Raw genomic sequence first — 23843 nt, forward strand, 5'->3', positions numbered from 1 at the left:
AGTTTTTTAATGCCGAACTTATTTTTTAGAAGAGCAAAATTTATATTGACTTTTGCCCTCTTGGGTGTTACAGCCAATTCATTTTCCCAAGCACAGGAATCAAAATCATTGCCAGATATTGAAAAAATATACGTGCATACTGATAGATCTATTTACATTCTAGGAGAAGATTTGTGGTATAAAGCATATTCGGTTTTCGCTTACAATAATTTACTGTTTAGCAAGGGCAATGTACTTTATGTAGATCTCATTTCGCCCGATTCTAAAATTATTGCCACAAACAAAACCTTGATAAAGGATGGGTTAGGCCATGGTGATTTTAAATTGACTGATTCTATCGGAGTAAAACCAGGGATATACCAAATTAGGGCGTACACGAATTGGAGCCGCAATTATGGCGAAGATTTTGTTTTTAAAAAGGAAGTTGAAATACTGGATGTTTTTAAAGATGCTACTGATAGAAACAGCATTGAAAATAAAAAAAGTCAACTTTCTAAAGGAACAAAAAGAAATGAAGCAATAGAGATATTAAAAATAAACTTTTTTCCTGAAGGAGGTACATTGTTGGAAAATGCCATTAACGTTGTCGCATTTAAAGCAACTGATAATTATGGAAACGCACTAAAAGTAAAAGGGAAAGTATTTGACTCTGATAATGCATTGGTGAGTTTATTTGTAAGTACCCACGACGGCATGGGTAAATTTCAGTTTAGCCCCGATGCCGGCAAAAGTTATCATGCCACCATATCAACTTCAGATGGGATGGAGATAAAGCAAGAACTGCCAAAAGTAAACCAGCAAGGGTATCTGTTGAGCCATAAAAAACTTAATAGCAAGCACATTATATCCATCAAAACAAATGAAGAAACCCTTTTAAAAAACCCAGATGCACCAGTTACTTTAATATGCAGAACACGTGGCGTTGCTTACTTTTCGGGCACTCAGCCATTAACTAATAAGACACTTTCTTTTGAATTGCCAGATGCCGATTTTCCTGAAGGTATCAGTCAGCTAACCCTGTACGACCATGCTAGTAGGCCACAAAGTGAAAGACTTGTTTACATTGAAAAGGAACATGATTTCAATGTGACTTTAGCCACTAACAAAACCAGTTATAAACCCGAAGAGATGGTAGAAGTCAATGTGTCTTCAAAGTCCAATACAGGTGAAGGCGTTCCAGCAAGTTTTTCACTGAGTGTTACCGATATGAACGGCATGAAAACCGATAAAGATTTGGGCACAAACATCTGTTCCAATTTTTTGTTGGAATCTGATATCCGAGGAAAAGTGAACAACCCAGGCTATTATTTTGACAAAAGCAATAAAAGAAGACTGCAAAATTTAGATTTATTGCTCTTAACCCAAGGCTGGCGTAATTTTCTATGGAAAACTATACCCCAACCAAAGGACACGATATCGTACAAAGCCGAAAATGGATTTGTGATATCTGGCAAAGTAGGGCAGCTTTTAGGAGAAAAACCCAAAGCAGACCAAAATGTTAACTTGGTTTTAATGGCTGAAAGCGGAATGAACATTCATGATACACAAACTGATACATTGGGTGTTTTTAAGTTTAAAGACCTTGTGTTTTTTGGTAAAACGAAAATGTTTTTAAACTCAAGGAACGAAAAAGGAAAAGCTAGGGGCGAGCTTATCGCAGATGAATTTGATAAGGAGCCATTGCCTACTAACTACAGTAAGGATGAAATTAATTTGCCCAAAACAGATTCAGTAAAGCAGGCCTTATCTGAACACGTGTACAAAAAGTTTTTAACCAACGGTATTGCCCCTGAGAACATTTTAGACGAAGTTGAAATTGTCGCAAAGAAAAAACCAGAAGGCCCTGAAAGTTTATATGGTATGGCCGACAACACTTATGTGGTAGATGATAAAACGCCGTATTTCAACAACATGTTTTTGTTTATTCAAAATACTTTACCAGGGATGTCTTTTGGAGACACCCTAGGGTTTATGCGGTTTGGCGGAGCTCCAGCTATGATTTTAGTCGATGGTTCGGAGTACGACCAAGATATTGTAAGAAGCATGAATGTAGATGACGTGGCCAAAATAGAAGCCTTTAAAGGTCCGAGTGCTGCCCTTTTTGGGTCAAGAGGCGGTAACGGTGTTATTTTGATTTATACCAAAACAGGAACTATAAGCAATCAGCCAAAAAAAGTATTCCATTCTGTTAATAAAGAAATTGAAGGCTTTTATAGTGCACGTATTTTTTATTCACCAAATCCTGAGGAAGAAAAAGATGAATGGGGTAACAAGGCAGCAGTAAGAAATACTATTTATTGGAACCCTTATGTACACCCAGACGCCACAGGCAATGCCAGAGAAACCTTTTACAATAGTGTTATACCAACTAAGGCAAAAGTGACTTTAGAGGGTATAACGGCCACAGGCATTCCGGTGGTTAAAAAGGTGTTTTATACCATTGAAAAATAGTCAGTTTTTTGAATTAAGCGGAAAATTTAAGAAAGCATCATACTGCCACAAACGCCTAGGCTTACAATAACATAAACTGCGGCTAAGATAAAAAAGACTTTAGCCGTTTTTTTATTGTTTTTTCTGAGCATGAAACCAACAATGGTCAACAAAATAGCGGGGCCGAATAGAATTGCCAAAAGGATATAAATCAAACCATCTAAATTCACTTCTAAAAAACGTGTCATTTTTTATTTTTAGAGCATCATACTACCGCAAATGCCCAAACCAATTAAAACATAAACTACTGCAGCAATCAATAAATATTTTGAAGCTTTTTTATTTTTGTTTCTGAAGGCAATACCGAGAATGACTAAAATGATGGGTATGCCAAACGCCAGTAGCAACATTAAAAGAATGAGCCACAAATAATCTCCACCTTCAAGTAATAGCCCTATCATGTAAGCTCTTTTTTAAGTTCTTGCAAATGTTGCTTTTTATCATCCCTGTAAAACAAGTTCATCGTTTCAAAAGGAATTATTTTATTGTCTTTGTCTACAATATGAACACACGATTTTTTAATGGCGCGTACATCAAAATTGTAAGCATCAATAAATTGCATGATAATAATACGAAATAAATTGTCATATCCCAGATTTGGTGCATCGATATTTGGTAAACAGCACATGATGCTTTTTAGGTTTTCTTCGGCCACTTCCACCGAATTGCCCGTGCTAAAAAGTTCAATCATTTTTCCTTTTAGTTGCTCATCTTGCTCATAAATAATAGTGTTTTTACTGTTGTCCAATAAGTCGTTTGGATTGATATATCGCGTTAATGGAAACACTTCACCGCCCAATTTTAAAGCATAACCCATAACCAAAGCGTCGGGGTTACAGGGCACAGGCAATAAATCGTCTGGGTTAAAAATATGGGTTTGTTCCAAGATTTTTCGACGCACCTCCGTTAAGGTCATCCGGTCGGTTTCCGGATTAAAATTTTCCAATCGACCTGCAATTTGTGTAGGTTGAAATGTGACACCACGAACACATTTTTGTTGCAGTGCAAAATCTATAATTTTACCTATTTCGCCATCATTTAATCCTTTTTGAAGCGTAACAACTAAGGTTGTCGATAAGTTCAATGCATTCAAATGCTCCAAAGCTTGTTTTCTTATATCATTCAAATCGGCACCACGTAATTCCTGCAAAACAGAATTCTCAAACGAGTCGAACTGCAAATAGATTTCAAAATCTGGTGTGTAGGTTTTTAACCGTTCCGCGAAAGCGACATCTTTAGCAATTTTTATCCCGTTGGTATTCAGCATTAAGTGCCTAATAGGCAACGACTTTGCATAATCTAAAATCTCCCAAAACTGGGGGTGAATTGTGGGTTCGCCACCACTAATTTGTACTACATCAGGTTCTTTTTCATTTTTGACAATAGCATCTAGCATCGCCTTCACCTCATCTAAAGTTCTGTGTCTGCCATAAGTTGGCGACGAGCCCGCATAACAAGTAGGGCAGGTTAAATTACAACGGTCGGTTACTTCAATCACCGTTAAACAACTGTGCTGCTCGTGGTCTGGGCATAAACCGCAATCGTAGGGGCAACCGTAGTGTGTTTTGGTGTTAAAGGTATAAGGTGTTTCACTGGGTTTGTTGTAGTTGCGTATGTTTTTATAATAGTCAACATCGTCTGCTATAAGTACTTTACTATTACCGTGTTCGTTACATCGTTTAAGCATGTATACGTTGCTGTCTTCAAAAACAATTTTGGCATCAACACGTTGCAAACACTCAGGACAAAGGCTTAGAGTAAAATCATAATAGGTGTACTTTCTAGTAGGCATTTTTAAGTTTTTGAAGGATGAATTTTGAATAATACAACCAACAAAGTACACATAAAATTTGAATGGAACTCAACCCAAAAACATAAAAAATATTGGGTTTAAAAAATTCTATTAAAAACCGAAAACCAAAATAGCTTAGCATGAAAATTTTGAACAATTCACCATTTTTTAAAACAACCTTTTTTTGAATGGTTTTCAGGGAGATAAATAGAAAAATCAGGAAAATTAATTCATAAAGTGATGTTGGGTGTCGCATTATGCCATCGCCTAAATCCATGCCAAAAACAGAAGCCGTTTCCTTGCCATAGGTAAACTCATTGATACCCGATAAAAAACAACCAATTCTACCAATAAAAATGCCCAAAATAATTGGAAAGACAAACAAATCGCCTGACGATTGTGGTTCGCCTATTATCTTTTTGGCCAATTCTACGCCGAGCAAACCTCCAAACAACCCACCCATAATGGTTTTGGTATTTAAAAGTTGGATGAGGTTTTCATCAGAAATCCCGATTGATGGATTTTCCAAGAACCCCACCAGCCTTGAACCAATTAATGCGCCCAAAGCGGCACCAAGAATAATGGATAAACGGTTTAGGGTAGAAATATGGTCGGTAACCTTTCGTCTTAAAACCACATAATACCTAAACGCCAAAAAGAACGCCAAGTACTCTAAAATCAAATGGATATTAACATGATATCCGAATACTTGAGGTTCAAACGGAATTTGCAAGTGAAGGTTAATTAAATTCCTAAAATTTTAGCATCAACGGCAAAAGTGGCAAAAAAATCAACTTCGTAAACTTCGGTTGTCGTTTCGTCTGCAACTGCAGTTACCCGTAGTTTAAAGACATCTTCCTTTAAATAGGCCTTTAATTCTTTGTCTATAACCTTCAAGTCAATACTGTTTGAATTGTTGTTTGGTATGTCCGTAAGATAAGCAACTTCAGTTTCTTCAACATTTTCGGTACTTATGGCTATTCTAACACTTTTAAGAAAGTTAAAATTACCCGTCTCTGGGCTCGAAATTTTAATTGTTAAACTTTTTAGTTTAATGCTTTCAATTAAATCCTTTTTGGTGTTATTATTTTCAAAAGTGGATTCCGATTCTGTTTCAATATCTGGGGTATTCAAACTTACGGGCACATTGGTAATGGGCACGGGGTTTAACGTGTAGTTTGTTTCATAGTCCATGTCGAATTTGGTCAACTCGTCTATCACGCTACAATTGAATAGGAATAAAAAAGGGAGGCATAGCAATAGGGCTTTATTTTTCATCATAATATAAGTTTGTTAACCCACAATAATCAATATTTTATATATCAGTCAATATTGGTCATCATTTGTTAAATGCCCATTATGGGCTTTCATAGGTTAAGATTTGGGCTTAAATATACGTATTTCAATTGAATAGGGATTAAATTCTCCAATAACCCTCTTTTAAAGTCAGAATAAAATACTGTATTTTTGCACGCAAATTATTTGTTTTGGTAAAAATAGACCATATAGAACTACCTGATTTTCCATTGCTTTTAGCGCCTATGGAAGATGTTAGCGACCCGCCATTTCGCGCTCTATGCAAGGAGCAGGGCGCCGATGTGGTATATACCGAATTTGTTTCCAGCGAAGGGTTGATTCGTAATGCTGTCAAAAGCGTTATGAAGTTGGACATCTATGAAAAGGAACGGCCCGTTGGTATTCAAATATTTGGAGCCAATTTAGATAGTATGTTGCAAACTATTGATATTGTGGCCGAGTCTAAGCCAGATATCATCGATATTAATTTCGGTTGTCCTGTAAAAAAAGTAGTGAGCAAAGGTGCCGGAGCAGGCATTTTGAAGGACGTGTGCCTTATGGAGCAACTTACCGCCGAAATGGTAAAACGCACCAACATACCCATAACAGTAAAAACCCGTTTAGGTTGGGACCACAATTCCATAAAAATTGTTGAGGTTGCCGAACGGTTACAAGATGTAGGTTGTAAGGCCATTGCCATTCACGGGCGTACGCGTGCCCAAATGTACAAGGGTAATGCCGATTGGAAGCCTATTGCTGAGGTAAAAAATAATCCGCGCATGCACATTCCTGTTTTTGGAAATGGTGATGTAGATACACCTGAGCGCGCGATGGAAATGCGCGACCAGTATGGGTTAGATGGCTGCATGATTGGCCGCGCTAGTATTGGCAACCCTTGGTTTTTTAAGCAGGTAAAACACTTTTTTAAAACTGGCGATCATTTAGAACCAATTTCAATTCAAGAGCGTGTTGAGGCAGCCCGCCGACACTTACAAATGGCGATAGATTGGAAAGGTGAAACCCTGGGCGTTTTTGAAACCCGTCGTCATTACACCAACTATTTTAAAGGGATTCCGCACTTTAAGGAATACCGCATGAAAATGGTAACCAGCGACCATTCAAAAGATGTTTTTGATGCTTTTGATGAGGTTTTGGAGCATTTTTCAGATTATCAGTTTACTGAATAAGTTTTTCACATCCGAATTTCACGAATTATCACAAAAAGTAATTGTGAGAGAGGCAAGGGCAATCTGTTTCTGAATTAACGCAGATTAAACATGCTGCACCAAAGACTTTGTAATTCTAACCGATGCAATTTTTGATGTAACAATGCCCAAAACGGAAATGGTTAAAAACACAATAAAAAAGTTTTCAATCTTGATGTTTACAGGGTAAGGTAACGAAGGCGTTATCATAACCAAACTGAAGGTTTTTTGAAGCATGGTCAAAATTAGGGCAACCACCAAGCCTATTAGGCCTCCAACAATACTCATCAAACTACCTTGGTAAAAGAAAATTTTACGAATGTCTTTTACCGTGGTTCCCATATTAAAAAGTGTGCCAAGGCTTTGCTTTTTGTCCAGAATCATCATAATCAAAGAACCAATAATGTTAAAAAAGGCAATGATTAAAACCAAAGTAAAGATGAGGTAAACGGCCAAGTTTTCGGTATTCAACATTTTATAGATGGCATCGTTAAGTTGGGCTCTGTTTTTTAAAATTACTTTATCTCCAAAAATAGTTTGAATATTAGCTTTTACTTGTGCTTCATCAACACCTTCCTTCAACTTAAACTCTAAAGAAGTAAATTGATTAGATTCATAATTAAGTAGCTCCCTTGCCAAATCGATGGGCGCATAAATGTAGCTGTCATTCAAGGTTTCGTTAATAAAGAACACTCCAACATTTACAGCTTTAACGGTGTTGAATGCATTTTTCGTTGACGTTATTTGCCCTTTTCCCGGTTTTGGAACGTATACATTTATTGGGTTTGTAAAATCCAACACGCCAAGCGATAAACTATTTGAAATGCCCCAACCTACTACAATCTGATTCGATTTTTGTTCTAGCCAATCGCCATAATCAATTACAGAATCTATGGATACAACGTTTTGAAAATGTTCGTCAACGCCTTTCAAAACCGCCAACGTGTTTTTGTTTTCAGAGGTTATAAAAACGCGTTCTTCAATAATTTTGGAATATTCGGCAATGTCAGTTAGCTTATCTAGTTTATTGATTTCGTCTTCAGTTAAAAGGAATGATTTGCCAACAGCTGTTTCAGCCTTTAAATCGGGGTCAACAATAGTGGAAAATTGCAAGGTAAAATCCTTCAGGCCAGCAAATCCGGAAAGCACAATAAACAAAGATGCAGCCCCCAAAATAACGCCAACAATAGCAATATAGGTAATAAAATTAATAGCATTGTTCGAGCTTTTACTGCGCAGGTAACGTTTTGCTATATAAAGGGGAAAATTCAATCTAGGATTTTTTTCTTTTATCTAAAATATTGGGGTCTTTTATTGGGTTTTCTTCACCTTTGAGAGATTTTTCAATTTTGTCTATATATTCCAAAGAATCGTCAATAAAAAACTCCAAATTGGGCATGCGCCTTAATTGGTTTTTTGTGCGCTGTGCCAATTCATGTCGTATTAAAGGCGTGTTAGAGCGAATGCCTTTAAGTAGTTCTTTGCCCTTGTCGTTCGGGAAAATGCTCAAGTAAACCTTTGCGATGGACAAATCTACCGTTACCTTAACTTTTGAAACAGAAATTATAACACCGCGCATCCCGCCTTGGGTAGCAGCGCCTTGCAGCACTTCAACCAAATCTTGCTGTAAAACCGAACCTATTTTTTTTTGTCTTTGACTTTCTTCCAAAACATTAATTTTTAAAACCTACAGTAAAGGTTTGAGGTGCAAAATTACGGATATTTAAAGATTATGCGACATTTCAATGCGATTTTCGTATTTTGATGTTAATTTAGGTTAAACTGAAAAAAATTCCGTTTTTCAATGGATTGACAAAAAGACCATTTAAATGAACAAAATTGAACATATTGGCATTGCGGTTAAGAATCTTAAGGATTCCAATGCCTTGTTTTCCAAACTCTTTGGCGAACCGCATTATAAAATTGAGGAAGTTAAAAGTGAAGGCGTAAACACTTCTTTTTTTAAGGTAGGAGAAAACAAAATTGAGCTTTTGGAAGCCACAAACGAAGATAGCGCCATAGCCAAGTTTATTGATAAAAAAGGCGAGGGCATTCACCACATTGCCTTTGATGTTGAAGACATAAAATATGAGATTGAGCGCCTTAAAAAAGAAGGCTTTAAGGTTTTAAATGAAGAACCAAAAAAGGGAGCCGATAACAAGCTGGTAGCCTTTTTGCACCCAAAATCTGCAAACGGCGTTTTAATTGAATTGTGCCAAGATATAAAGGAATAATTTTTCTTGTAGGGTTTTAAAATAAGTAGTAATATTGCACTCCAATTTCGGTCCTATAACTCAGTTGGTTAGAGTATCTGACTCATAATCAGAAAGTCCCTGGTTCGAGCCCAGGTGGGACCACAAAAAAGCCTTTCAGAATTCTGAAAGGCTTTTTGTTTTATTTCGGGTTTATAAACCGTTCTATGTCTTCACTAGAAATCTTAGGGTTAGCCCCTTCACTTTGGGCCACCAAAGCACCAACTGCACAAGCAAAGTCTATGGCTTTTTGCGGTTCGGTATTGTTTAATAATTGGCTAATTAGCGACCCCAAAAAGGAATCGCCCGCCCCAACGGTATCCACCACCTTTATCAAATAACCACTATTGTAGTATAGTTTGCCATTGTACAATAAAACCGCACCATGAGACCCTTTGGTAACACAAATATGTTCGGTATTAGTTTTTTCGGCAATGTATTTTAGGTTTTGCTCCAATGAGTTGAATTTAGAGCCCATTAAATTACTGACTTCATAAAGTTCGTCGTCATTAAATTTTATAAAATCAGCTTCGTTCATTAAATGAAAAATTACCTCTTTGGAGTAATGGGGCGGCCTTAAATTAAGGTCAAAAATTTTATATTTGGCTGACTCTACAAGGCTATAAAGCGTATTTTTTGAAGTTTCGTCCCGAGCAGCCAAACTTCCAAAAACAAGGGCATCGGCTTTTTTGACTAACTCTAGGGCTTCATCTGTCAGGAGAATTTTGTCCCACGCTCGGGGTTGTTTAATATTGTATGTCGCCGAACCTTTTCCGTCTAGACTCACTTTAACCTTTCCTGTTTTGTACTTGTGCAATATCTGCACATGCGCTGTACTTATTTTGTTTTCGTTAAGGTAGTGCAATAGCTTTTCGCCCCAGTCGTCTGCCCCAATAGCACTTATCATAGCCACCTCATTACCAAACGAACTTAACCTACTGGCAACGTTTAAGGGCGCCCCGCCTATCTTTTTTTGTTTCGGAAACACATCCCACAGCACTTCCCCAAAACATATTATTTTGCTCATAAAATCAAACTTTAGATTTAATTCGTAACCGTCTTTTTAGGAGTTTGGTCTCTCAAAAATAGTAAACGAAAAACGGTATGGGCAATCAACCATGGAATTTTTTGGCAACATGGCAATCAATGAGATGCTTCAATCGCAACTGTAAATTGACCGGCTTTTCAGGGAGATGTTCGGTATAGTAAATTAAACCGCTTTTTTTTCCATCTAATTCCGGAATTATATTTTTTCCAAAACTATTGGACGTTCTTATATCGTAATCATACTCCTCAAGTTTGGTTCTTGGCAAACCAATGGCTGCAAGATATTTTAAGAGTTTTTTTCTGTTAACGCTGGTTATTTTTACCGTTCCAATATCATCAATATTTTGCAATTTGGTTTTCTTGTTTTTTAAAAATATTCCGGTTACCAAAAAGTAATATTGTGTTTGTTTGTTGCCATCAAACAGCCAACCTTCCTTTAACTCATTGTTCTTATTTAAATATGAAAGTTCAAAAGTAAAGGTGGGCAAATCTTTATTGATGTAGTGCAACTGGGCTTTTTCGTCAATTAAATAACTTTTAGAATTATGGACGATGATAACATCTATGCCTCTGTGTTGTTGCTCAAGATCGGCAATACGTTCAAACTTCAGTTTTTTTGATTCATAAACAAGGTCTAAATACCTGTTTAGTATTTGCTCTTGGTTTAAATCAAACTGAAAACTTGACACTATACTTGATTTATTTGGTTGTAAAGTGCTTCGCCAATTTTTTTCACAACGCCTACAACAAGGGCGTTGCCCATAAAAAAGGCACGTTTGGTATCGGAAATGCCATCTAGTTTTGTATGGTTGTCTGGAAACATGTTGAGCCGTTCCAACTCAACAGGCGTTAATCGCCTAAGGCCTCTATCGGAAGATACAACATGTTTAAATCTTGAGGGCGATTTTCCTCCTTCACCTGTTATTATGGTGCGCGACGCATTGTTCAAGGCATCTGGGTAAACCATGGCGCCCTCGCTATAATTATATTCAAAACCCTCTTTCGTTTTTCGTTTTTCCTTTTTCGATCCTTTTAAATACTCCCATTTTGGCTGGTCCTTTTCGTTTATAAAAAACTCAGGAGTTACTTCGCCATTTTGTAAAACATCACCTAAAAACGTACGTTTCCCATTGTATTTTGACTGTGTTTTAGTGGTGTAAACTTTTCCATTTATAAGAAGACCGGTGTTTAGAAATGGTGATATTGTTCCATTTTTGTTGAAATTTTTGGTTATTTCAACCAAGTTCCCTTGAAGTTCAACCTCTTCCAATTGCTCAGTAGCTTCAACTGGAAATGCATTGGCTATCGTTCCTTCTTGCCTAAGCCAATTAAGTTTGTTTGATTCTTCAATTTTATTGTAAACAACAGATGATTTATGATAGCCAATAAAAAATATACGGCGTCTTCGTTGTGGCATTCCATAATCTGCTGCATTGATAACACGCCATTCCACGGCGTAACCTAATTCATTTAGACTTTGTAACATCACGGCAAAATCCCTTCCGCGCTGTTTTGATGGTGATTTTAAAAGACGGTCTACATTTTCCAAAAAGAGGTATTTGGGCTTGTTTTCCTTATCTTCCAAAATCCTATGGATAGACCACCAAAGCACACCTTTTTTCCCTTTTAATCCTTTGGAATTTTGCAATGTTGTTGCTACTGAATAATCTTGACAAGGAAACCCACCGACCAGTAAATCGTGATCAGGAATATTTGATGTTGGTACTGTTGCAATGTCTTCATTGCTGTGGTTGTCATTTCCAAAGCGGGCTTCATATACCATTGAAGCGTGTTGTGTTTTTGTTGAAGGTTCCCATTGGTTGCTCCAAACTATGTCGAAATTTGGCCCTTCCAAGCCCAATCTAAAACCACCTACCCCTGCAAATAACTCTGCAACTTTTAATTTGTTCTTTGGCATCTAAAAATGTTATAACCACTAAAAAACAAAAATAAATAATGATTGTTCTTCTTTATTCCAATAAAACAATCTTTTATCAAATTATTATTAACGTCTTTTTTCATTGATGAGAATGACTGGAAACATGGGAAAGAATTTTATGTTAACAACAAAATATAGTATCCTTAAATTCGTTTTTAAAATTAAATCAAAATATGTATATATTTGTTTTACAGACTGAAAAAGGAGGGATTGTTTTTTGAAGTGCTTTTTCATGAGAAAAGTTACAGTTTGCGAAAAATCATTGAAATCAGATAAGATGCATTTCGTCGATTATATTTGCATTTTATAGATGTTTTTTGTGCAATAAATTTTAAAAAATTTTGTGCCCTCGCTTTTTTTCATACATTTGTGACCCAGATGACAATACAATATAAAAGAATACTTGCCTCAATCTTATTTGTATTAATAAGTTTTGTATGTGCCGCTCAGGGAGGGCCAATTCCGCCACCACCAGGACCTCCGCCACCACCTGGTTTTCCTATAGATGGGGGAATTTTATTTGGTATGGTATTCGCTTTATTTTACGGGGTAAAAAAATTGGTTTTCAAAAGAGAAATTAGCTAGGTATTTTATCCAGCTCTACCAATTTAGCAACGTATTTTCCCAAAACATCAAATTCCAAGTTTACAACAGTTCCAATCTTAAATGTATTGAAATTAGTATGCTTAAAAGTGTAAGGAATAATGGCCACACTAAAAGCGTCTTTTTTAGAGTTTACAACGGTTAAACTTGTTCCGTTTACTGTTATGGAGCCCTTTTCAATAGTAATGTTGTTTAATGAAGTGTTATAATTGAAGGTAAAAACCCAACTGCCTTTTTCTTCTTTTATTTCTGTGCAAACAGCAGTTTGGTCCACATGGCCTTGTACAATATGCCCATCAAGCCTGTCGCCGAGTTTCATTGCACGTTCTAAATTTACTTGATCATTAATTTGTAACTTACCAAGGTTGGTTTTATCTAAAGTTTCTTTTATTGCTGTTACCGTGTATTGGTCGTTGTTTATGTCAATAACAGTCAAGCAAACTCCATTGTGGGCTACACTTTGGTCTATTTTTAATTCAGAAGTTATATCGCTCTTAATGGAGATGTGAAGATTGTCAAACTCCCTTTTTAGGTTAGAAACCACTCCAATATCTTCAATAATTCCAGTAAACATATTATTGTCTGTTTATTTAGTTAAATTTGCCAATAAAAAGCATTTTCAAAATTACGAACAATAGTTGTCATTTTCATGAAACAACCAGAAAATATAATAGTAGGAATATCAATAGGCGACTTAAATGGTATTGGGGGAGAGATTGTTTTAAAAACTTTTGAAGACCCCAGAATGCTGGATTTTTGTACTCCAGTAATTTTTGCTTCCATAAAAGCAATGACTTTCTACAAAACACATTTCAATTCCGAAATAAATTTTAACAGTATTAATAACTTAAACCAGTTGGTTCATGGTAAGGTAAATGTTTTTAATTGTTGGAACGAACCCGTTGACATTGAATTTGGGAAAGAAGATGTTAAAATAGGAGGTTATGCCATAAAGTCTTTGGTTGCTGCTACCAAAGCCCTAAAAAATGGAGAAATAGATGTTTTGGTTACGGCACCGATAAACAAGCATAACATTCAATCTGAAGACTTTAAATTTCCGGGGCACACCGATTATTTGGCACAAGAACTTGAAGGAGAAAGCTTAATGTTCATGATTACCGACACCTTAAGAGTTGGATTGCTTACGGACCATGTTCCGGTTAAGGATATTTCTAGCCATATAACCCCGAAGCTAATTGAACAAAAAATAAACACAGTTTACGATTCCCTTAAAAAGGATTTTAAAATAGAAAGGCCTAAAATTGCTGTTTTGGGCATTAATCCACATACAGGAGATAATGGTGTAATAGGAAGGGAGGATGATGATGTTTTAAGGCCGGCCTTGCACAAAATTCGTGAAAACGGAAAACTTGTTTTTGGCCCCTATGCGGCCGATAGCTTTTTTGGATCAAATAACTATAAAAACTTTGACGCCATCATCGCTGCCTATCACGATCAGGGCTTGGTGCCTTTTAAAACCTTATCCTTTGGGCAAGGTGTTAATTTTACGGCTGGACTAAATAAGGTAAGAACATCACCAGATCACGGTACGGCTTTTGAAATTGCAGGTAAAGGCATTGCAGATGAAAACTCATTTAAGGAAGCCGTTTTTAGTGCCATTCAAATTTTTAGAAACAGGACCAGCTACGAAGAATTGACGGCAAATCCTTTGAAAAAATCATCCAAAATAGAACGTAGAAAAGAGCGAGATAGAGGGTAAAATTTATTCAGTTTTTGCCTGCTGAAGATATAAACAAAAAAATGTTTATAAGTCATGCTGCTTAAATAAAAATTTTTATATTTGCAGGCTCAAAATAGATGTTGATAATGAAGCGATTAAAAGAGTTTAATATTCCATTTGTTGGACTAAAACTGGGGAAGCATCATTTTGAGTACAAAATTGAACAAGCGTTCTTTGGACATTTTGAGTATGACGATTTTAACGATGTAGACGTTTCGGTTGATGTTGAACTTGAAAAGAAAACAACATTGCTCGAGTTGCATTTTAAAATTTCTGGATGGGTAAACGTTAATTGCGACCTTACAAATGAACCTTACAACCAAGACATAAACAGTACGTTTAGTTTGGTGGTAAAGTTTGGCGAAGAGTATAATGATGAGCATATTGATATATTGATTGTTCCCCATGGAACTTATGAAATCAATATTCAGCAATATATATATGAGTTGATTATTTTGGCTGTTCCTGCAAAAAGAGTGCATCCAGGTATTAAAGATGGTTCTTTAAATTCAGACATACTTAAAAAATTAGAAGAATTAAGCCCCAAGCTTAAGGAAACAAAAGAAAAAGAGGAGGATATAGATCCCCGATGGAATACATTAAAGAAATTATTAACGGATAAATAACATATAAAATGGCACATCCTAAAAGAAAAATCTCAAAAACAAGAAGAGATAAAAGAAGAACCCATTACAAAGCAACTGCGCCACAGATTGCTACATGCCCAACAACAGGTGAGGCGCACTTATACCATAGAGCACACTGGCATGAAGGAAAATTATACTACAGAGGTCAAGTTTTAATTGACAATTCAGAGGAAGTAGAAAACGTTGCATAAATTAAAATTATGCGCTCAATATAAAACGCTCATTTATGAGCGTTTTTTTTATGAAATACTTTTTCAAAATAACAAAAACACGTAATTTGCATAATATTACGTCAAAATTTAGTAGTTTTCGTAAAATTTTGAGCATTTTCCCCCATTTTTAACGGTTTTTTTAATCGAAAATAACTTAAAGGTATGAGTAAAATCTCAGCGGCAATTACAGCAGTAGGAGCATATGTGCCGGAATATGTGTTGACCAATCAAATTCTTGAAACGATGGTTGATACCAATGATGAATGGATTACTACAAGAACAGGAATTAAGGAACGCCGTATTTTAAAGGAAGATGGGAAAGGAACATCTTATCTTGCCATAAAGGCAGCCCAAGACCTCATTAAAAAGAAGGGTATAGACCCTAAAGAAATTGAGCTTGTTATTGTAGCGACAGCCACACCGGATATGAAAGCGGCTTCAACCGCCTCTTTTACCGCTTCTGAAATTGGAGCCACAAATGCTTTTTCATTTGATATGGATGCAGCGTGCTCTAGCTTTCTTTATGGCATGTCGGTTGCAGCTAGTTATATTGAATCTGGAAGGTATAAAAACGTATTGCTGATTGGCGCCGATAAAATGTCTTCAATCATTAATTACAAAGATCGCGCAACTTGTATCATATTTGGTGATGGAGCGGGAGCCGTATTGTTTGAGCCCAATGAAGAAGGATTAGGTTTAAAAGATGAGTACTTAAGAAGTGATGGTACTGGTCGCGAATTTTTACAGGCCACATATGGTGGATCTTCATTTCCACTTACCGAGGAGTCAATGGCTGCTGGTGGTCAGTACGCTTTTCAGGAAGGACGAACAGTTTTTAAAAATGCCGTGTTCAATATGGCAGATGCTACAGTAAAAATACTCGAGCGCAATAATTTGACCAAGGACGATGTAGATTGGCTAGCGGCTCACCAAGCTAATAAACGTATTATTGATGCCACGGCACAGCGTATAGACTTGGAGGAGGAAAAGGTGATGATAAACATCCACAAATATGGCAATACAACATCTGCTACTTTGCCCCTGCTTTTAAACGATTACGAATCGCAACTTAAAAAAGGAGATAACATTATATTCGCGGCATTTGGCGGCGGATTTAATTGGGGTTCTATTTACTTAAAATGGGCTTATAATTCAAAAGACTAACCAAATAACTAATTAGTAAAATTATGGATATAAAAGAGATTCAAAACTTAATCAAGTTTGTGGCCAAATCTGGTGCAAGTGAGGTTAAATTAGAGATGGATGACGTAAAAATCACCATTAAAACGGGGTCGGATTCATCAGGTAGTCCAGCGGTACAATACGCACCGGTTCCAGCTCAAATACCACAACAGGTAGTTGCAGCTCCACAAGCAGAGGCAGCAACTCCAGCTAAAGCGGCAGAACCAGCGGCACCTTCGACAGCAACAGATTCAAAATATATTACAATAAAATCTCCAATAATTGGAACATTCTATAGAAAACCGGCTCCAGACAAACCTTTATTTGTTGAGGTTGGGCAAACAATTGCAGAAGGTGACGTGCTTTGTATTATTGAAGCCATGAAACTTTTCAACGAAATAGAATCAGAAGTTTCTGGAAAGATTGTTAAAATATTAGTTGATGATTCATCTCCGGTTGAATTTGATCAACCATTATTTTTAGTAGACCCATCTTAACTTTAGATTATTAGATCGCTCGGTTGTTAGGTCTTTACCCATCTAATAATCCAATAGTCAAATAATCCAAATGTCTAATTATCTAATACAAGAAAGATGTTTAAAAAAATATTAATTGCCAATAGAGGTGAAATTGCACTTCGTGTAATTAGAACCTGTAAAGAAATGGGCATTAAAACCGTTGCCGTTTACTCTACTGTAGATGCAGAAAGCTTACATGTTAAGTTTGCAGACGAAGCGGTTTGTATTGGGCCTCCGCCAAGTAGTGAGTCTTATTTAAAAATGTCCAATATCATATCAGCTGCCGAAATCACTAATGCAGATGCCATTCACCCAGGCTATGGGTTTTTGTCTGAAAACGCCAAATTTTCAAAAATTTGCGAAGAGCACGGTATTAAATTTATAGGCGCCGACCCAGAGATGATTGATAAAATGGGTGATAAGGCCAATGCCAAAGCAACCATGAAAGCTGCTGGTGTGCCATGTGTACCGGGCAGCGACGGTGTTATAAAAGATTTTAAGGAGTGTGAAAAAATCGCTAAGGAAACAGGCTACCCTGTTATGCTAAAGGCTTCAGCTGGAGGCGGTGGAAAAGGAATGCGTGGCGTTTTTAAACCCGAAGATTTAAAGGCTGCTTGGGATTCAGCAAGACAAGAAAGCAAGGCTGCATTTGGCAATGATGATATGTACATGGAGAAACTTATTGAAGAGCCAAGACATATAGAAATTCAAGTTGTGGGCGATTCCAGAGGAAAAGCATGTCATTTATCAGAGCGTGATTGTTCCATTCAACGTCGACATCAAAAATTAACAGAGGAAGTACCATCTCCTTTTATGACGGCTGGATTGCGTAAAAAAATGGGAGAAGCTGCTGTAAAAGCTGCTGAATACATAAAATACGAAGGTGCTGGAACTATTGAGTTTTTGGTAGACAAACACCGTAATTTCTACTTCATGGAAATGAATACGCGTATTCAAGTGGAGCACCCAATTACAGAACAGGTAATTGATTTCGATTTAATTCGCGAGCAAATTTTAGTGGCAGCGGGCGTTCCCATTTCTGGAAAAAACTATGAGCCAAAACTACATTCTATTGAATGTAGAATTAATGCCGAAGATCCTTTTAATGGCTTTAGGCCGTCGCCAGGTGTTATTACCACTTTGCATGCGCCTGGAGGCCATGGTGTTCGATTGGATACCCATGTTTATGCCGGTTACGCCATTCCACCAAACTACGATTCTATGATTGCAAAGTTAATTACTACGGCGCAAACTAGAGAAGAGGCCATTAATAAAATGAAGCGCGCATTGGATGAGTTCGTAATTGAAGGCATAAAAACTACAATTCCTTTCCATAGACAACTGATGGATCATCCAGACTATATTGCTGGAAATTACACCACCAAATTTATGGAAGACTTTAAAATGCAAAAACCAGTAGAAGAAGAATAAAAAGTGAAACTCCGAAAGCAATTTCGGAGTTTTTTTATGACATTATCTAAGTTCCCGAAGCTACTTTAAGCCAAGATTTTGTAATTCACTATTTGTGAAGAGTCACAAAATCGCTTAATCCTTAATACAGTTGAAATCATCAAGGAAAATAGTACATTAGCACTATGAACCTTTCGTATTGGGAAATAAAATCGTGGTTAGCCAACATAGATTTCACTGTTGTAGGTAGCGGTATTGTTGGATTAAACTGTGCATTACAATTAAAAAGCAAATTTCCTAAAGCCAATATTTTAATTCTTGAAAAGGGCATGTTGCCTCAAGGCGCAAGCACCAAAAACGCAGGGTTTGCATGCTTCGGCAGCTTAAGTGAAATTTTAGAGGATTTAAGAAATCATACGGAAGAAGAAGTTTTTGGGTTGGTAAAAAAACGCGTAGAAGGCTTAAAGTTATTAAGACAAACTTTGGGTGATGGTAAATTGGATTACCAACAATTGGGCGGTTATGAGTTATTTACACAACATGATGATTTGTTAGAGTTGTGTCATGCTAAAAAGGGCGAAATTAATAACCTATTAAAACCCATTTTTAAAAGCGATGTATTTGCCATAAAAGACAATATGTTCAATTTTAAGAACATCAAAGAATACTACATTTTTAATGCTTTTGAAGGTCAATTGGATACAGGAAAGATGATGGAAGCCTTGTTGAATAAAGCACAAACAAAAGGCATCAAGATTTTAAACAATATAAATGTTGAAGACTTTTCAGAAGACAATGTTTCAATAAAAATAAAAACCAATCAATTTGAATTTTCAACTTCTAAGTTGTTCATCGCAACCAATGGGTTTGCTTCACAACTAAATATTCCAGATGTTCAGCCGGCCAGGGCACAAGTTTTAATTACAAAACCTATCAAGAACTTGCATATAAAAGGTACATTTCATTTGGATAGGGGTTATTATTATTTTAGAAATATTGACAATCGAATTTTGTTTGGTGGCGGTCGAAACCTTGATTTTAAAACCGAAGAAACTACAAAATTCGCACAAACAGATTTAGTTCAAAACAAATTGGAAGAGCTTTTAAGAGTAACCATTCTGCCAAATATAGATTTTGAAATAGACCACCGATGGAGTGGCATTATGGGTGTTGGTAATCAAAAAAAGGCAATTGTAAAGCAGCTGTCTAACAACGTATTTTGTGGTGTAAGACTTGGCGGAATGGGCGTAGCCATAGGCAGTTTAATTGGTAGGGAGTTAGCGGATTTATTACATTAACATGATAAAAAGAATTTTCAGATTTTTTTGGAAAATCCTTCGGTGGTTTTTGGTTATTTCCATAGGGTTGGTCATTTTATTTAAATGGGTGCCCGTTCCTATAACACCACTCATGGTCATTAGGGCTGTTCAACAAAAAATGGATGGCGAAAAGGTTGTTTTAAAGCAAGACTGGAAATCAATGGACAATATATCAATGAATTTGCAATTGGCCGTAATTTGTAGTGAAGACCAGAATTTTTTAACCCATAATGGATTCGATTTCAAGGCCATTGAAAAAGCTATTGAACACAATCAAAAAGGAAAACGCATTAGAGGTGCTAGTACCATCAGTCAACAAACAGCCAAAAATGTTTTTCTTTGGCCACATCGTAGCTGGCTCCGAAAGGGTTTAGAAGCCTATTTCACATTTTTAATTGAGTTAATATGGAGCAAGCAACGTATTTTGGAAGTGTATTTAAACAGTGTTGAAATGGGCGATGGCGTTTATGGTGCCGAAGCTGCTTCGCAATATTGGTTTAAAAAATCCACATCTAAATTGTCTAAGCAAGAAGCGGCCGCTATTGCAGCCATTTTGCCCAATCCATTACGGTATAAAGCAAACCCTGCAAGCAACTATATACAAGGCAGAAAAAACTGGATTGTGAGGCAAATGGGATTTTTTGGACCGTTGGATTTCAATAAAAAGGATGGAGAATAGCAAGGCGCTTAAAAGAAATCTGTTTTTTCAATGTGAAGCATTTCTAAACGTTCGATTGGAAACTGTAAAGCATACCATTGACCAAATTCAAGAAGCATTAAATTCAGAAACTAAAAGTAGCGCAGGCGATAAGCACGAAACAGGCCGTGCCATGTTGCAGCTGGAACGCGAAAAAGCAGGGAATCAACTCGCTGAAATTGAAAAAACCAAACAAATCCTTTCCAAAATTAATATTGAAAGCACTTCAAAAACTATTGGATTAGGCAGTGTTGTATTTACCACTCAGGCCAATTATTTTATTGCCATAAGTGCTGGAGAATTAATAGTTGAAAAACAAAAATTCTATGCTATTTCTGCAAGCACACCAATCGGCCAATTATTGCTTGGGAAAAAAGTTAATGATGAAATAGTTTTTAGGAATCAACACTTTAAAATCACTAGGATGTTATGATTGACAAATAAATGTCAGCGTCATTTTTTAAAGAATGCTCATGCTCAAAAAAAATCTTTTCACCTTTTAAATTAGCTTCAATAAGGTAATAATGACCCTGAAAATAACTTTCAATAACAGTAGCTTTCAAGTTAGATTTTTCAACCTCTTTTAGTTGATGCGCGTAAACAATTTGGCCATTAATGACATTGAACTCTCCAAAAAAGGAAGAAATTAAGGGTAGTTTTGGGTTTTTGAATAAAGTTTCAGGTGTGTTGTGAGCAACAATATTATTTTGGTCAAGAACAATCATATTGTCAGCAAAACCCAGAACATCTTTCTTGTCGTGCGACGCCACTATGCAGGTGATGTTTTTGTCTTTTAAATACTTAAAAAGACTTCGCCTTAAACTTTGTTTTTTAAAATTGTCGATATGACTAAAGGGTTCATCCAAAAGTATAATTTCGGGTTCTTTAGCCAAAGCTCTGGCCAATGCAACGCGCTGTTTTTGTCCGCCAGATAGCGTTTTTACCTTAGTGTTTGCAAAATCTTCAAGTTCTACCACTTTTAAAAGTTCTGCGGTACGTTCCTTTTTTTCTTCAGGATAAAAATTGGAAAGGAATTTGCCGATATTTTCTTCAACGGAAATAAAAGGCATCAAATCAAACTCTTGAGCAACATACTTCATAAAATCATAGCCAACAACAAGGTTGTATTTAGGGCCAAGAATTTTGTTTCCCTTCCAAAAAATATGACCTTCATCCAAATCATATTCACCGTAAAGCACCTTTAAAAGCGTACTTTTCCCAGAGCCACTTTCACCTATAATGGCAAGATTTTCACCTAGCTTGGCCTCAAACGAAACACCTTTTAAAATAGGTGTTTTTTGATATGAAAATGTAAGATTTTGTACGTTAAGCATAGGACACAAAAATAGAATAAAAACTTGACCTTAAGGCTAATTCAATGTTCTGAATCCCATATTATAAAGCGTAAAGGCAAAAACATCAGCATTATAGTCAATGACTTTACTTACTGGAGTTCCAGCACCATGTCCAGCATTGGTTTCGATTCTTATCAGCGTGGGATTATTCCCTGTTTGTTTGTTCTGTAATTCGGCAGCGAATTTAAAGCTATGTGCCGGAACAACCCTATCATCATGATCGCCAGTGGTGATTAACGTTGCAGGATATTGTTCCCCTTTTTTCACATTGTGCAAAGGCGAATATCCTTTTAAATACTCGAACATTTCCTCGCTGTCTTCGGCGGTGCCATAATCGTATGCCCATCCTGCACCTGCTGTGAACGTATGATAGCGGAGCATGTCCAAAACACCCACAGCGGGTAACACTACTTTAGCCAAATCTGGCTTTTGGTTCATTACGGCACCAACCAATAACCCGCCGTTAGAGCCACCACGCAGGGCTAAATAGGACGATGAGGTATATTTGTTTTCAATTAGATATTCAGCGGCAGAAATAAAATCGTCAAACACATTTTGCTTTTGCATTTTGGTCCCTGCAAGATGCCATTTTTTACCATATTCGCCACCTCCGCGTAAATTCGGAACGGCCAAAACGCCACCAAGTTCCATCCAAACGGCATTGGTAACACTAAAACTTGGCGTTAAACTGATATTGAATCCGCCATAGCCATACAAAATGGTTGGATTTTTTCCGTTTAAATCAAGCCCTTTTTTATGAGTAATTATCATGGGCACTTTTGTCCTATCCTTAGAAGTGTAAAACACTTGATTGCTTTCGTAATTTGAACTGTTGAAACTTATGGCTGGTTTCCAATAAATCTTGATTTCGGCAGCATCCAAATCCATTTCATAAATGCTATAAGGGGTATTGTAGTTAGTAAAATAGAAGTAATTTGTTTTTTCCTCTTTTTTACAACTAAATCCGCTTGCAGTACCCAAACCGGGGAGCTCAATGTCTTTTATAAAGGAACCATCGTACCGGTATTGTTTTACTTTAGAAATGGCATCAACCATGTAATGGGCAAACAAATAGCCGCCTCCTTTTGAAACCGTTAAAACGTTAGTTGTTTCAGGAACAAGATCAACCCAATTTTCTGGTGAAGGATTTGAAGCATCAACTGAAACAATTTTCTTGTTCGGGGCATTTAAATTGGTAACCAAAAGCAAAGTGTTCCCGTCATTATCGATAACATTTGTATCTGTGTCCGTATGGTTTAAAACTGGTTTAAATGCACTGTTTGGTTTTGAAAGGTCTTTAATAAAAAGCTTATTTCCTGAGGTTGCTACGCGAGGTGTTATAACTAAAAACCGATTATCTTCAGTAACTTTGGCATAAATATAACGGTGTTTTTCTTCAGGTGTTCCTCCAAAGATTAGGTGGTCTTCATTTTGGGTTGTTCCCAATTTATGATAATAGACTTTATGCTGGTCTGTTTTAGCCGAAAGTTCACTGCCTTTGGGTTTGTCGTAACTTGAATAGTAAAACCCTTCATTTTTGTACCACGATATTTGGGTGAATTTTATATCCGATAGCGTATCTTCAAGAATCTCTTTGCTTTCGGTATCCATTACGAGTATTTTTCTCCAATCACTACCCCCTTCAGAAATGGAGTATGCCAGTAATTTGCCATTTTTCGAAAAACTAAGACCATCCAATGAAGTTGTTCCATCTTTTGAGAATGTATTGGGGTCTAAAAATATTTCGGGCTCAACATTATCCTTTTGCCTGTAAATGATGCTTTGGTTTTGCAGACCGTCGTTTTTGGAAAAATAGAAGTAATCGCCCTCTTTATGCGGGGCACCCCGTTTTTCGTAATTCCATAAACTTGAAAGTCGGTTTTTCAATTCATCTCTAAAAGGAATCTCATTTAAATACTTATGGGTTACTTCATTTTGTGCCTTAATCCATGCCTTGGTGTGTTCACTTCTATCATCTTCAAGCCAGCGGTATGGGTCTTTTACATGAGTTCCAAAATAATTGGTTATTGTGTCATCGGTTTTGGTCTTTGGGTAATTCACGGTAATGCTGTTAGTACTTTCAGTTTCTTTTTTGCAAGCAATTATACTTATTAGCATTAGAGCGCTAATGAGAAATT

General features: G+C 36.6%; 26 protein-coding genes and 1 tRNA gene. 14 read left to right on the plus strand and 13 right to left on the minus strand.

Going from position 1 to position 23843, the window contains the following annotated elements; translation table 11 throughout:
- The first annotated feature begins 9 nt into the window (after nucleotides 1-9).
- Nucleotides 10-2451, plus strand: coding sequence for a hypothetical protein (locus WJN01_RS03875; RefSeq protein WP_445195839.1), 2442 nt, complete (start codon nucleotides 10-12; stop codon nucleotides 2449-2451).
- A gap of 26 nt (nucleotides 2452-2477) precedes the next feature.
- Here the strand turns inward: WJN01_RS03875 and WJN01_RS03880 are convergent, their stop codons facing one another.
- Genes WJN01_RS03880 through WJN01_RS03900 form a run of 5 tightly spaced genes read right to left on the minus strand, consistent with a single transcriptional unit; the run spans nucleotide 2478 to nucleotide 5563 of the window.
- A complete protein-coding gene (locus tag WJN01_RS03880) occupies nucleotides 2478-2678 on the minus strand; it encodes a hypothetical protein (protein WP_445195840.1) in 201 nt (66 codons plus the stop codon).
- A 9-nt stretch (nucleotides 2679-2687) separates the two neighbouring features.
- Nucleotides 2688-2891 (minus strand): hypothetical protein, encoded by a 204-nt coding sequence (locus WJN01_RS03885; protein WP_445195841.1) that lies wholly within the window; start codon nucleotides 2889-2891, stop codon nucleotides 2688-2690.
- On the minus strand, nucleotides 2888-4282 hold the full coding sequence (locus WJN01_RS03890) for a radical SAM protein (protein ID WP_445195842.1): 1395 nt from the start codon (nucleotides 4280-4282) through the stop codon (nucleotides 2888-2890). The genes WJN01_RS03885 and WJN01_RS03890 overlap by 4 nt, the downstream gene beginning before the upstream one ends.
- Nucleotides 4272-5015: a prolipoprotein diacylglyceryl transferase gene (locus WJN01_RS03895; protein WP_445195843.1), complete on the minus strand. Its 744-nt coding sequence runs from the start codon at nucleotides 5013-5015 to the stop codon at nucleotides 4272-4274. The genes WJN01_RS03890 and WJN01_RS03895 overlap by 11 nt, the downstream gene beginning before the upstream one ends.
- Nucleotides 5016-5026: 11 nt before the next feature.
- A complete protein-coding gene (locus WJN01_RS03900; RefSeq protein ID WP_445195844.1) occupies nucleotides 5027-5563 on the minus strand; it encodes a hypothetical protein in 537 nt (178 codons plus the stop codon).
- A 206-nt stretch (nucleotides 5564-5769) separates the two neighbouring features.
- Here WJN01_RS03900 and dusB point away from each other — a divergent pair, with 206 nt between their 5' ends.
- Complete coding sequence (gene dusB, locus WJN01_RS03905; RefSeq protein WP_445195845.1) at nucleotides 5770-6765, plus strand: tRNA dihydrouridine synthase DusB; 996 nt, start codon at nucleotides 5770-5772, stop codon at nucleotides 6763-6765.
- Nucleotides 6766-6849: 84 nt separating this feature from the next.
- On the opposite strand, the gene WJN01_RS03910 is transcribed toward dusB, so the two are convergent.
- Nucleotides 6850-8055 (minus strand): ABC transporter permease, encoded by a 1206-nt coding sequence (locus WJN01_RS03910; RefSeq protein WP_445195846.1) that lies wholly within the window; start codon nucleotides 8053-8055, stop codon nucleotides 6850-6852.
- A 1-nt stretch (nucleotide 8056) separates the two neighbouring features.
- The gene (rbfA, locus tag WJN01_RS03915; protein ID WP_445195847.1) at nucleotides 8057-8452 is read right to left on the minus strand and encodes a 30S ribosome-binding factor RbfA; all 396 of its coding nucleotides are present in this window, start codon (nucleotides 8450-8452) and stop codon (nucleotides 8057-8059) included.
- Between the two features lie 160 nt (nucleotides 8453-8612).
- Here rbfA and mce point away from each other — a divergent pair, with 160 nt between their 5' ends.
- Entirely contained in the window at nucleotides 8613-9017 is a 405-nt protein-coding gene (mce, locus tag WJN01_RS03920) for a methylmalonyl-CoA epimerase (RefSeq protein ID WP_445195848.1), read from the plus strand.
- Between the two features lie 49 nt (nucleotides 9018-9066).
- Nucleotides 9067-9140, plus strand: a tRNA-Ile gene (locus tag WJN01_RS03925).
- A 37-nt stretch (nucleotides 9141-9177) separates the two neighbouring features.
- Here the strand turns inward: WJN01_RS03925 and WJN01_RS03930 are convergent.
- The 3 genes from WJN01_RS03930 to dcm all read right to left on the minus strand — a co-directional run bounded on the left by WJN01_RS03930 (nucleotide 9178) and on the right by dcm (nucleotide 12000).
- The gene (locus tag WJN01_RS03930) at nucleotides 9178-10062 is read right to left on the minus strand and encodes a carbohydrate kinase family protein (protein WP_445195849.1); all 885 of its coding nucleotides are present in this window, start codon (nucleotides 10060-10062) and stop codon (nucleotides 9178-9180) included.
- A gap of 85 nt (nucleotides 10063-10147) precedes the next feature.
- Nucleotides 10148-10771, minus strand: a complete 624-nt coding sequence (locus WJN01_RS03935) for a hypothetical protein (protein WP_445195850.1) — start codon at nucleotides 10769-10771, stop codon at nucleotides 10148-10150.
- Entirely contained in the window at nucleotides 10771-12000 is a 1230-nt protein-coding gene (dcm, locus tag WJN01_RS03940; protein WP_445195851.1) for a DNA (cytosine-5-)-methyltransferase, read from the minus strand. The genes WJN01_RS03935 and dcm overlap by 1 nt, the downstream gene beginning before the upstream one ends.
- 399 nt (nucleotides 12001-12399) lie before the next feature.
- Between dcm and WJN01_RS15445 the strand changes: the two genes are divergently transcribed.
- On the plus strand, nucleotides 12400-12606 hold the full coding sequence (locus tag WJN01_RS15445; RefSeq protein WP_508493500.1) for an Fjoh_0651 family PID-CTERM protein: 207 nt from the start codon (nucleotides 12400-12402) through the stop codon (nucleotides 12604-12606).
- On the opposite strand, the gene WJN01_RS03945 is transcribed toward WJN01_RS15445, so the two are convergent.
- Nucleotides 12599-13198, minus strand: coding sequence for a riboflavin synthase (locus WJN01_RS03945; RefSeq protein ID WP_445195852.1), 600 nt, complete (start codon nucleotides 13196-13198; stop codon nucleotides 12599-12601). The genes WJN01_RS15445 and WJN01_RS03945 overlap by 8 nt on opposite strands.
- A 75-nt stretch (nucleotides 13199-13273) precedes the next feature.
- Here WJN01_RS03945 and pdxA point away from each other — a divergent pair, with 75 nt between their 5' ends.
- The 9 genes from pdxA to WJN01_RS03990 all read left to right on the plus strand — a co-directional run bounded on the left by pdxA (nucleotide 13274) and on the right by WJN01_RS03990 (nucleotide 20783).
- Entirely contained in the window at nucleotides 13274-14344 is a 1071-nt protein-coding gene (gene pdxA / locus WJN01_RS03950) for a 4-hydroxythreonine-4-phosphate dehydrogenase PdxA (RefSeq protein WP_445195853.1), read from the plus strand.
- 107 nt (nucleotides 14345-14451) lie between these two features.
- Complete coding sequence (locus tag WJN01_RS03955) at nucleotides 14452-14991, plus strand: YceD family protein (protein ID WP_445195854.1); 540 nt, start codon at nucleotides 14452-14454, stop codon at nucleotides 14989-14991.
- A gap of 8 nt (nucleotides 14992-14999) precedes the next feature.
- A complete protein-coding gene (gene rpmF, locus WJN01_RS03960; RefSeq protein ID WP_034042489.1) occupies nucleotides 15000-15203 on the plus strand; it encodes a 50S ribosomal protein L32 in 204 nt (67 codons plus the stop codon).
- A 183-nt stretch (nucleotides 15204-15386) separates the two neighbouring features.
- Nucleotides 15387-16388, plus strand: a complete 1002-nt coding sequence (locus WJN01_RS03965) for a beta-ketoacyl-ACP synthase III (protein ID WP_445195855.1) — start codon at nucleotides 15387-15389, stop codon at nucleotides 16386-16388.
- Between the two features lie 23 nt (nucleotides 16389-16411).
- Nucleotides 16412-16903 (plus strand): acetyl-CoA carboxylase biotin carboxyl carrier protein, encoded by a 492-nt coding sequence (gene accB, locus WJN01_RS03970; RefSeq protein WP_445195856.1) that lies wholly within the window; start codon nucleotides 16412-16414, stop codon nucleotides 16901-16903.
- Between the two features lie 96 nt (nucleotides 16904-16999).
- Nucleotides 17000-18355: an acetyl-CoA carboxylase biotin carboxylase subunit gene (accC, locus tag WJN01_RS03975; protein ID WP_445195857.1), complete on the plus strand. Its 1356-nt coding sequence runs from the start codon at nucleotides 17000-17002 to the stop codon at nucleotides 18353-18355.
- Between the two features lie 164 nt (nucleotides 18356-18519).
- Nucleotides 18520-19632: an NAD(P)/FAD-dependent oxidoreductase gene (locus WJN01_RS03980; protein ID WP_445195858.1), complete on the plus strand. Its 1113-nt coding sequence runs from the start codon at nucleotides 18520-18522 to the stop codon at nucleotides 19630-19632.
- Between the two features lies 1 nt (nucleotide 19633).
- Nucleotides 19634-20332: a monofunctional biosynthetic peptidoglycan transglycosylase gene (gene mtgA, locus WJN01_RS03985; protein WP_445195859.1), complete on the plus strand. Its 699-nt coding sequence runs from the start codon at nucleotides 19634-19636 to the stop codon at nucleotides 20330-20332.
- Nucleotides 20322-20783 (plus strand): 3-oxoacyl-ACP synthase, encoded by a 462-nt coding sequence (locus WJN01_RS03990; RefSeq protein WP_445195860.1) that lies wholly within the window; start codon nucleotides 20322-20324, stop codon nucleotides 20781-20783. The genes mtgA and WJN01_RS03990 overlap by 11 nt, the downstream gene beginning before the upstream one ends.
- Here WJN01_RS03990 and WJN01_RS03995 read toward each other — a convergent pair.
- Nucleotides 20770-21684 (minus strand): ABC transporter ATP-binding protein, encoded by a 915-nt coding sequence (locus WJN01_RS03995; protein ID WP_445195861.1) that lies wholly within the window; start codon nucleotides 21682-21684, stop codon nucleotides 20770-20772. The two genes, WJN01_RS03990 and WJN01_RS03995, sit on opposite strands and share 14 nt — an antisense overlap.
- Nucleotides 21685-21720: 36 nt before the next feature.
- Nucleotides 21721-23823: a prolyl oligopeptidase family serine peptidase gene (locus WJN01_RS04000; RefSeq protein WP_445196299.1), complete on the minus strand. Its 2103-nt coding sequence runs from the start codon at nucleotides 23821-23823 to the stop codon at nucleotides 21721-21723.
- Nucleotides 23824-23843: the final 20 nt, after the last annotated feature.

The organism is Tamlana sedimenti (genome assembly GCF_038148895.1).
In the GTDB taxonomy this organism is placed as follows: Bacteria; Bacteroidota; Bacteroidia; order Flavobacteriales; family Flavobacteriaceae; genus Tamlana.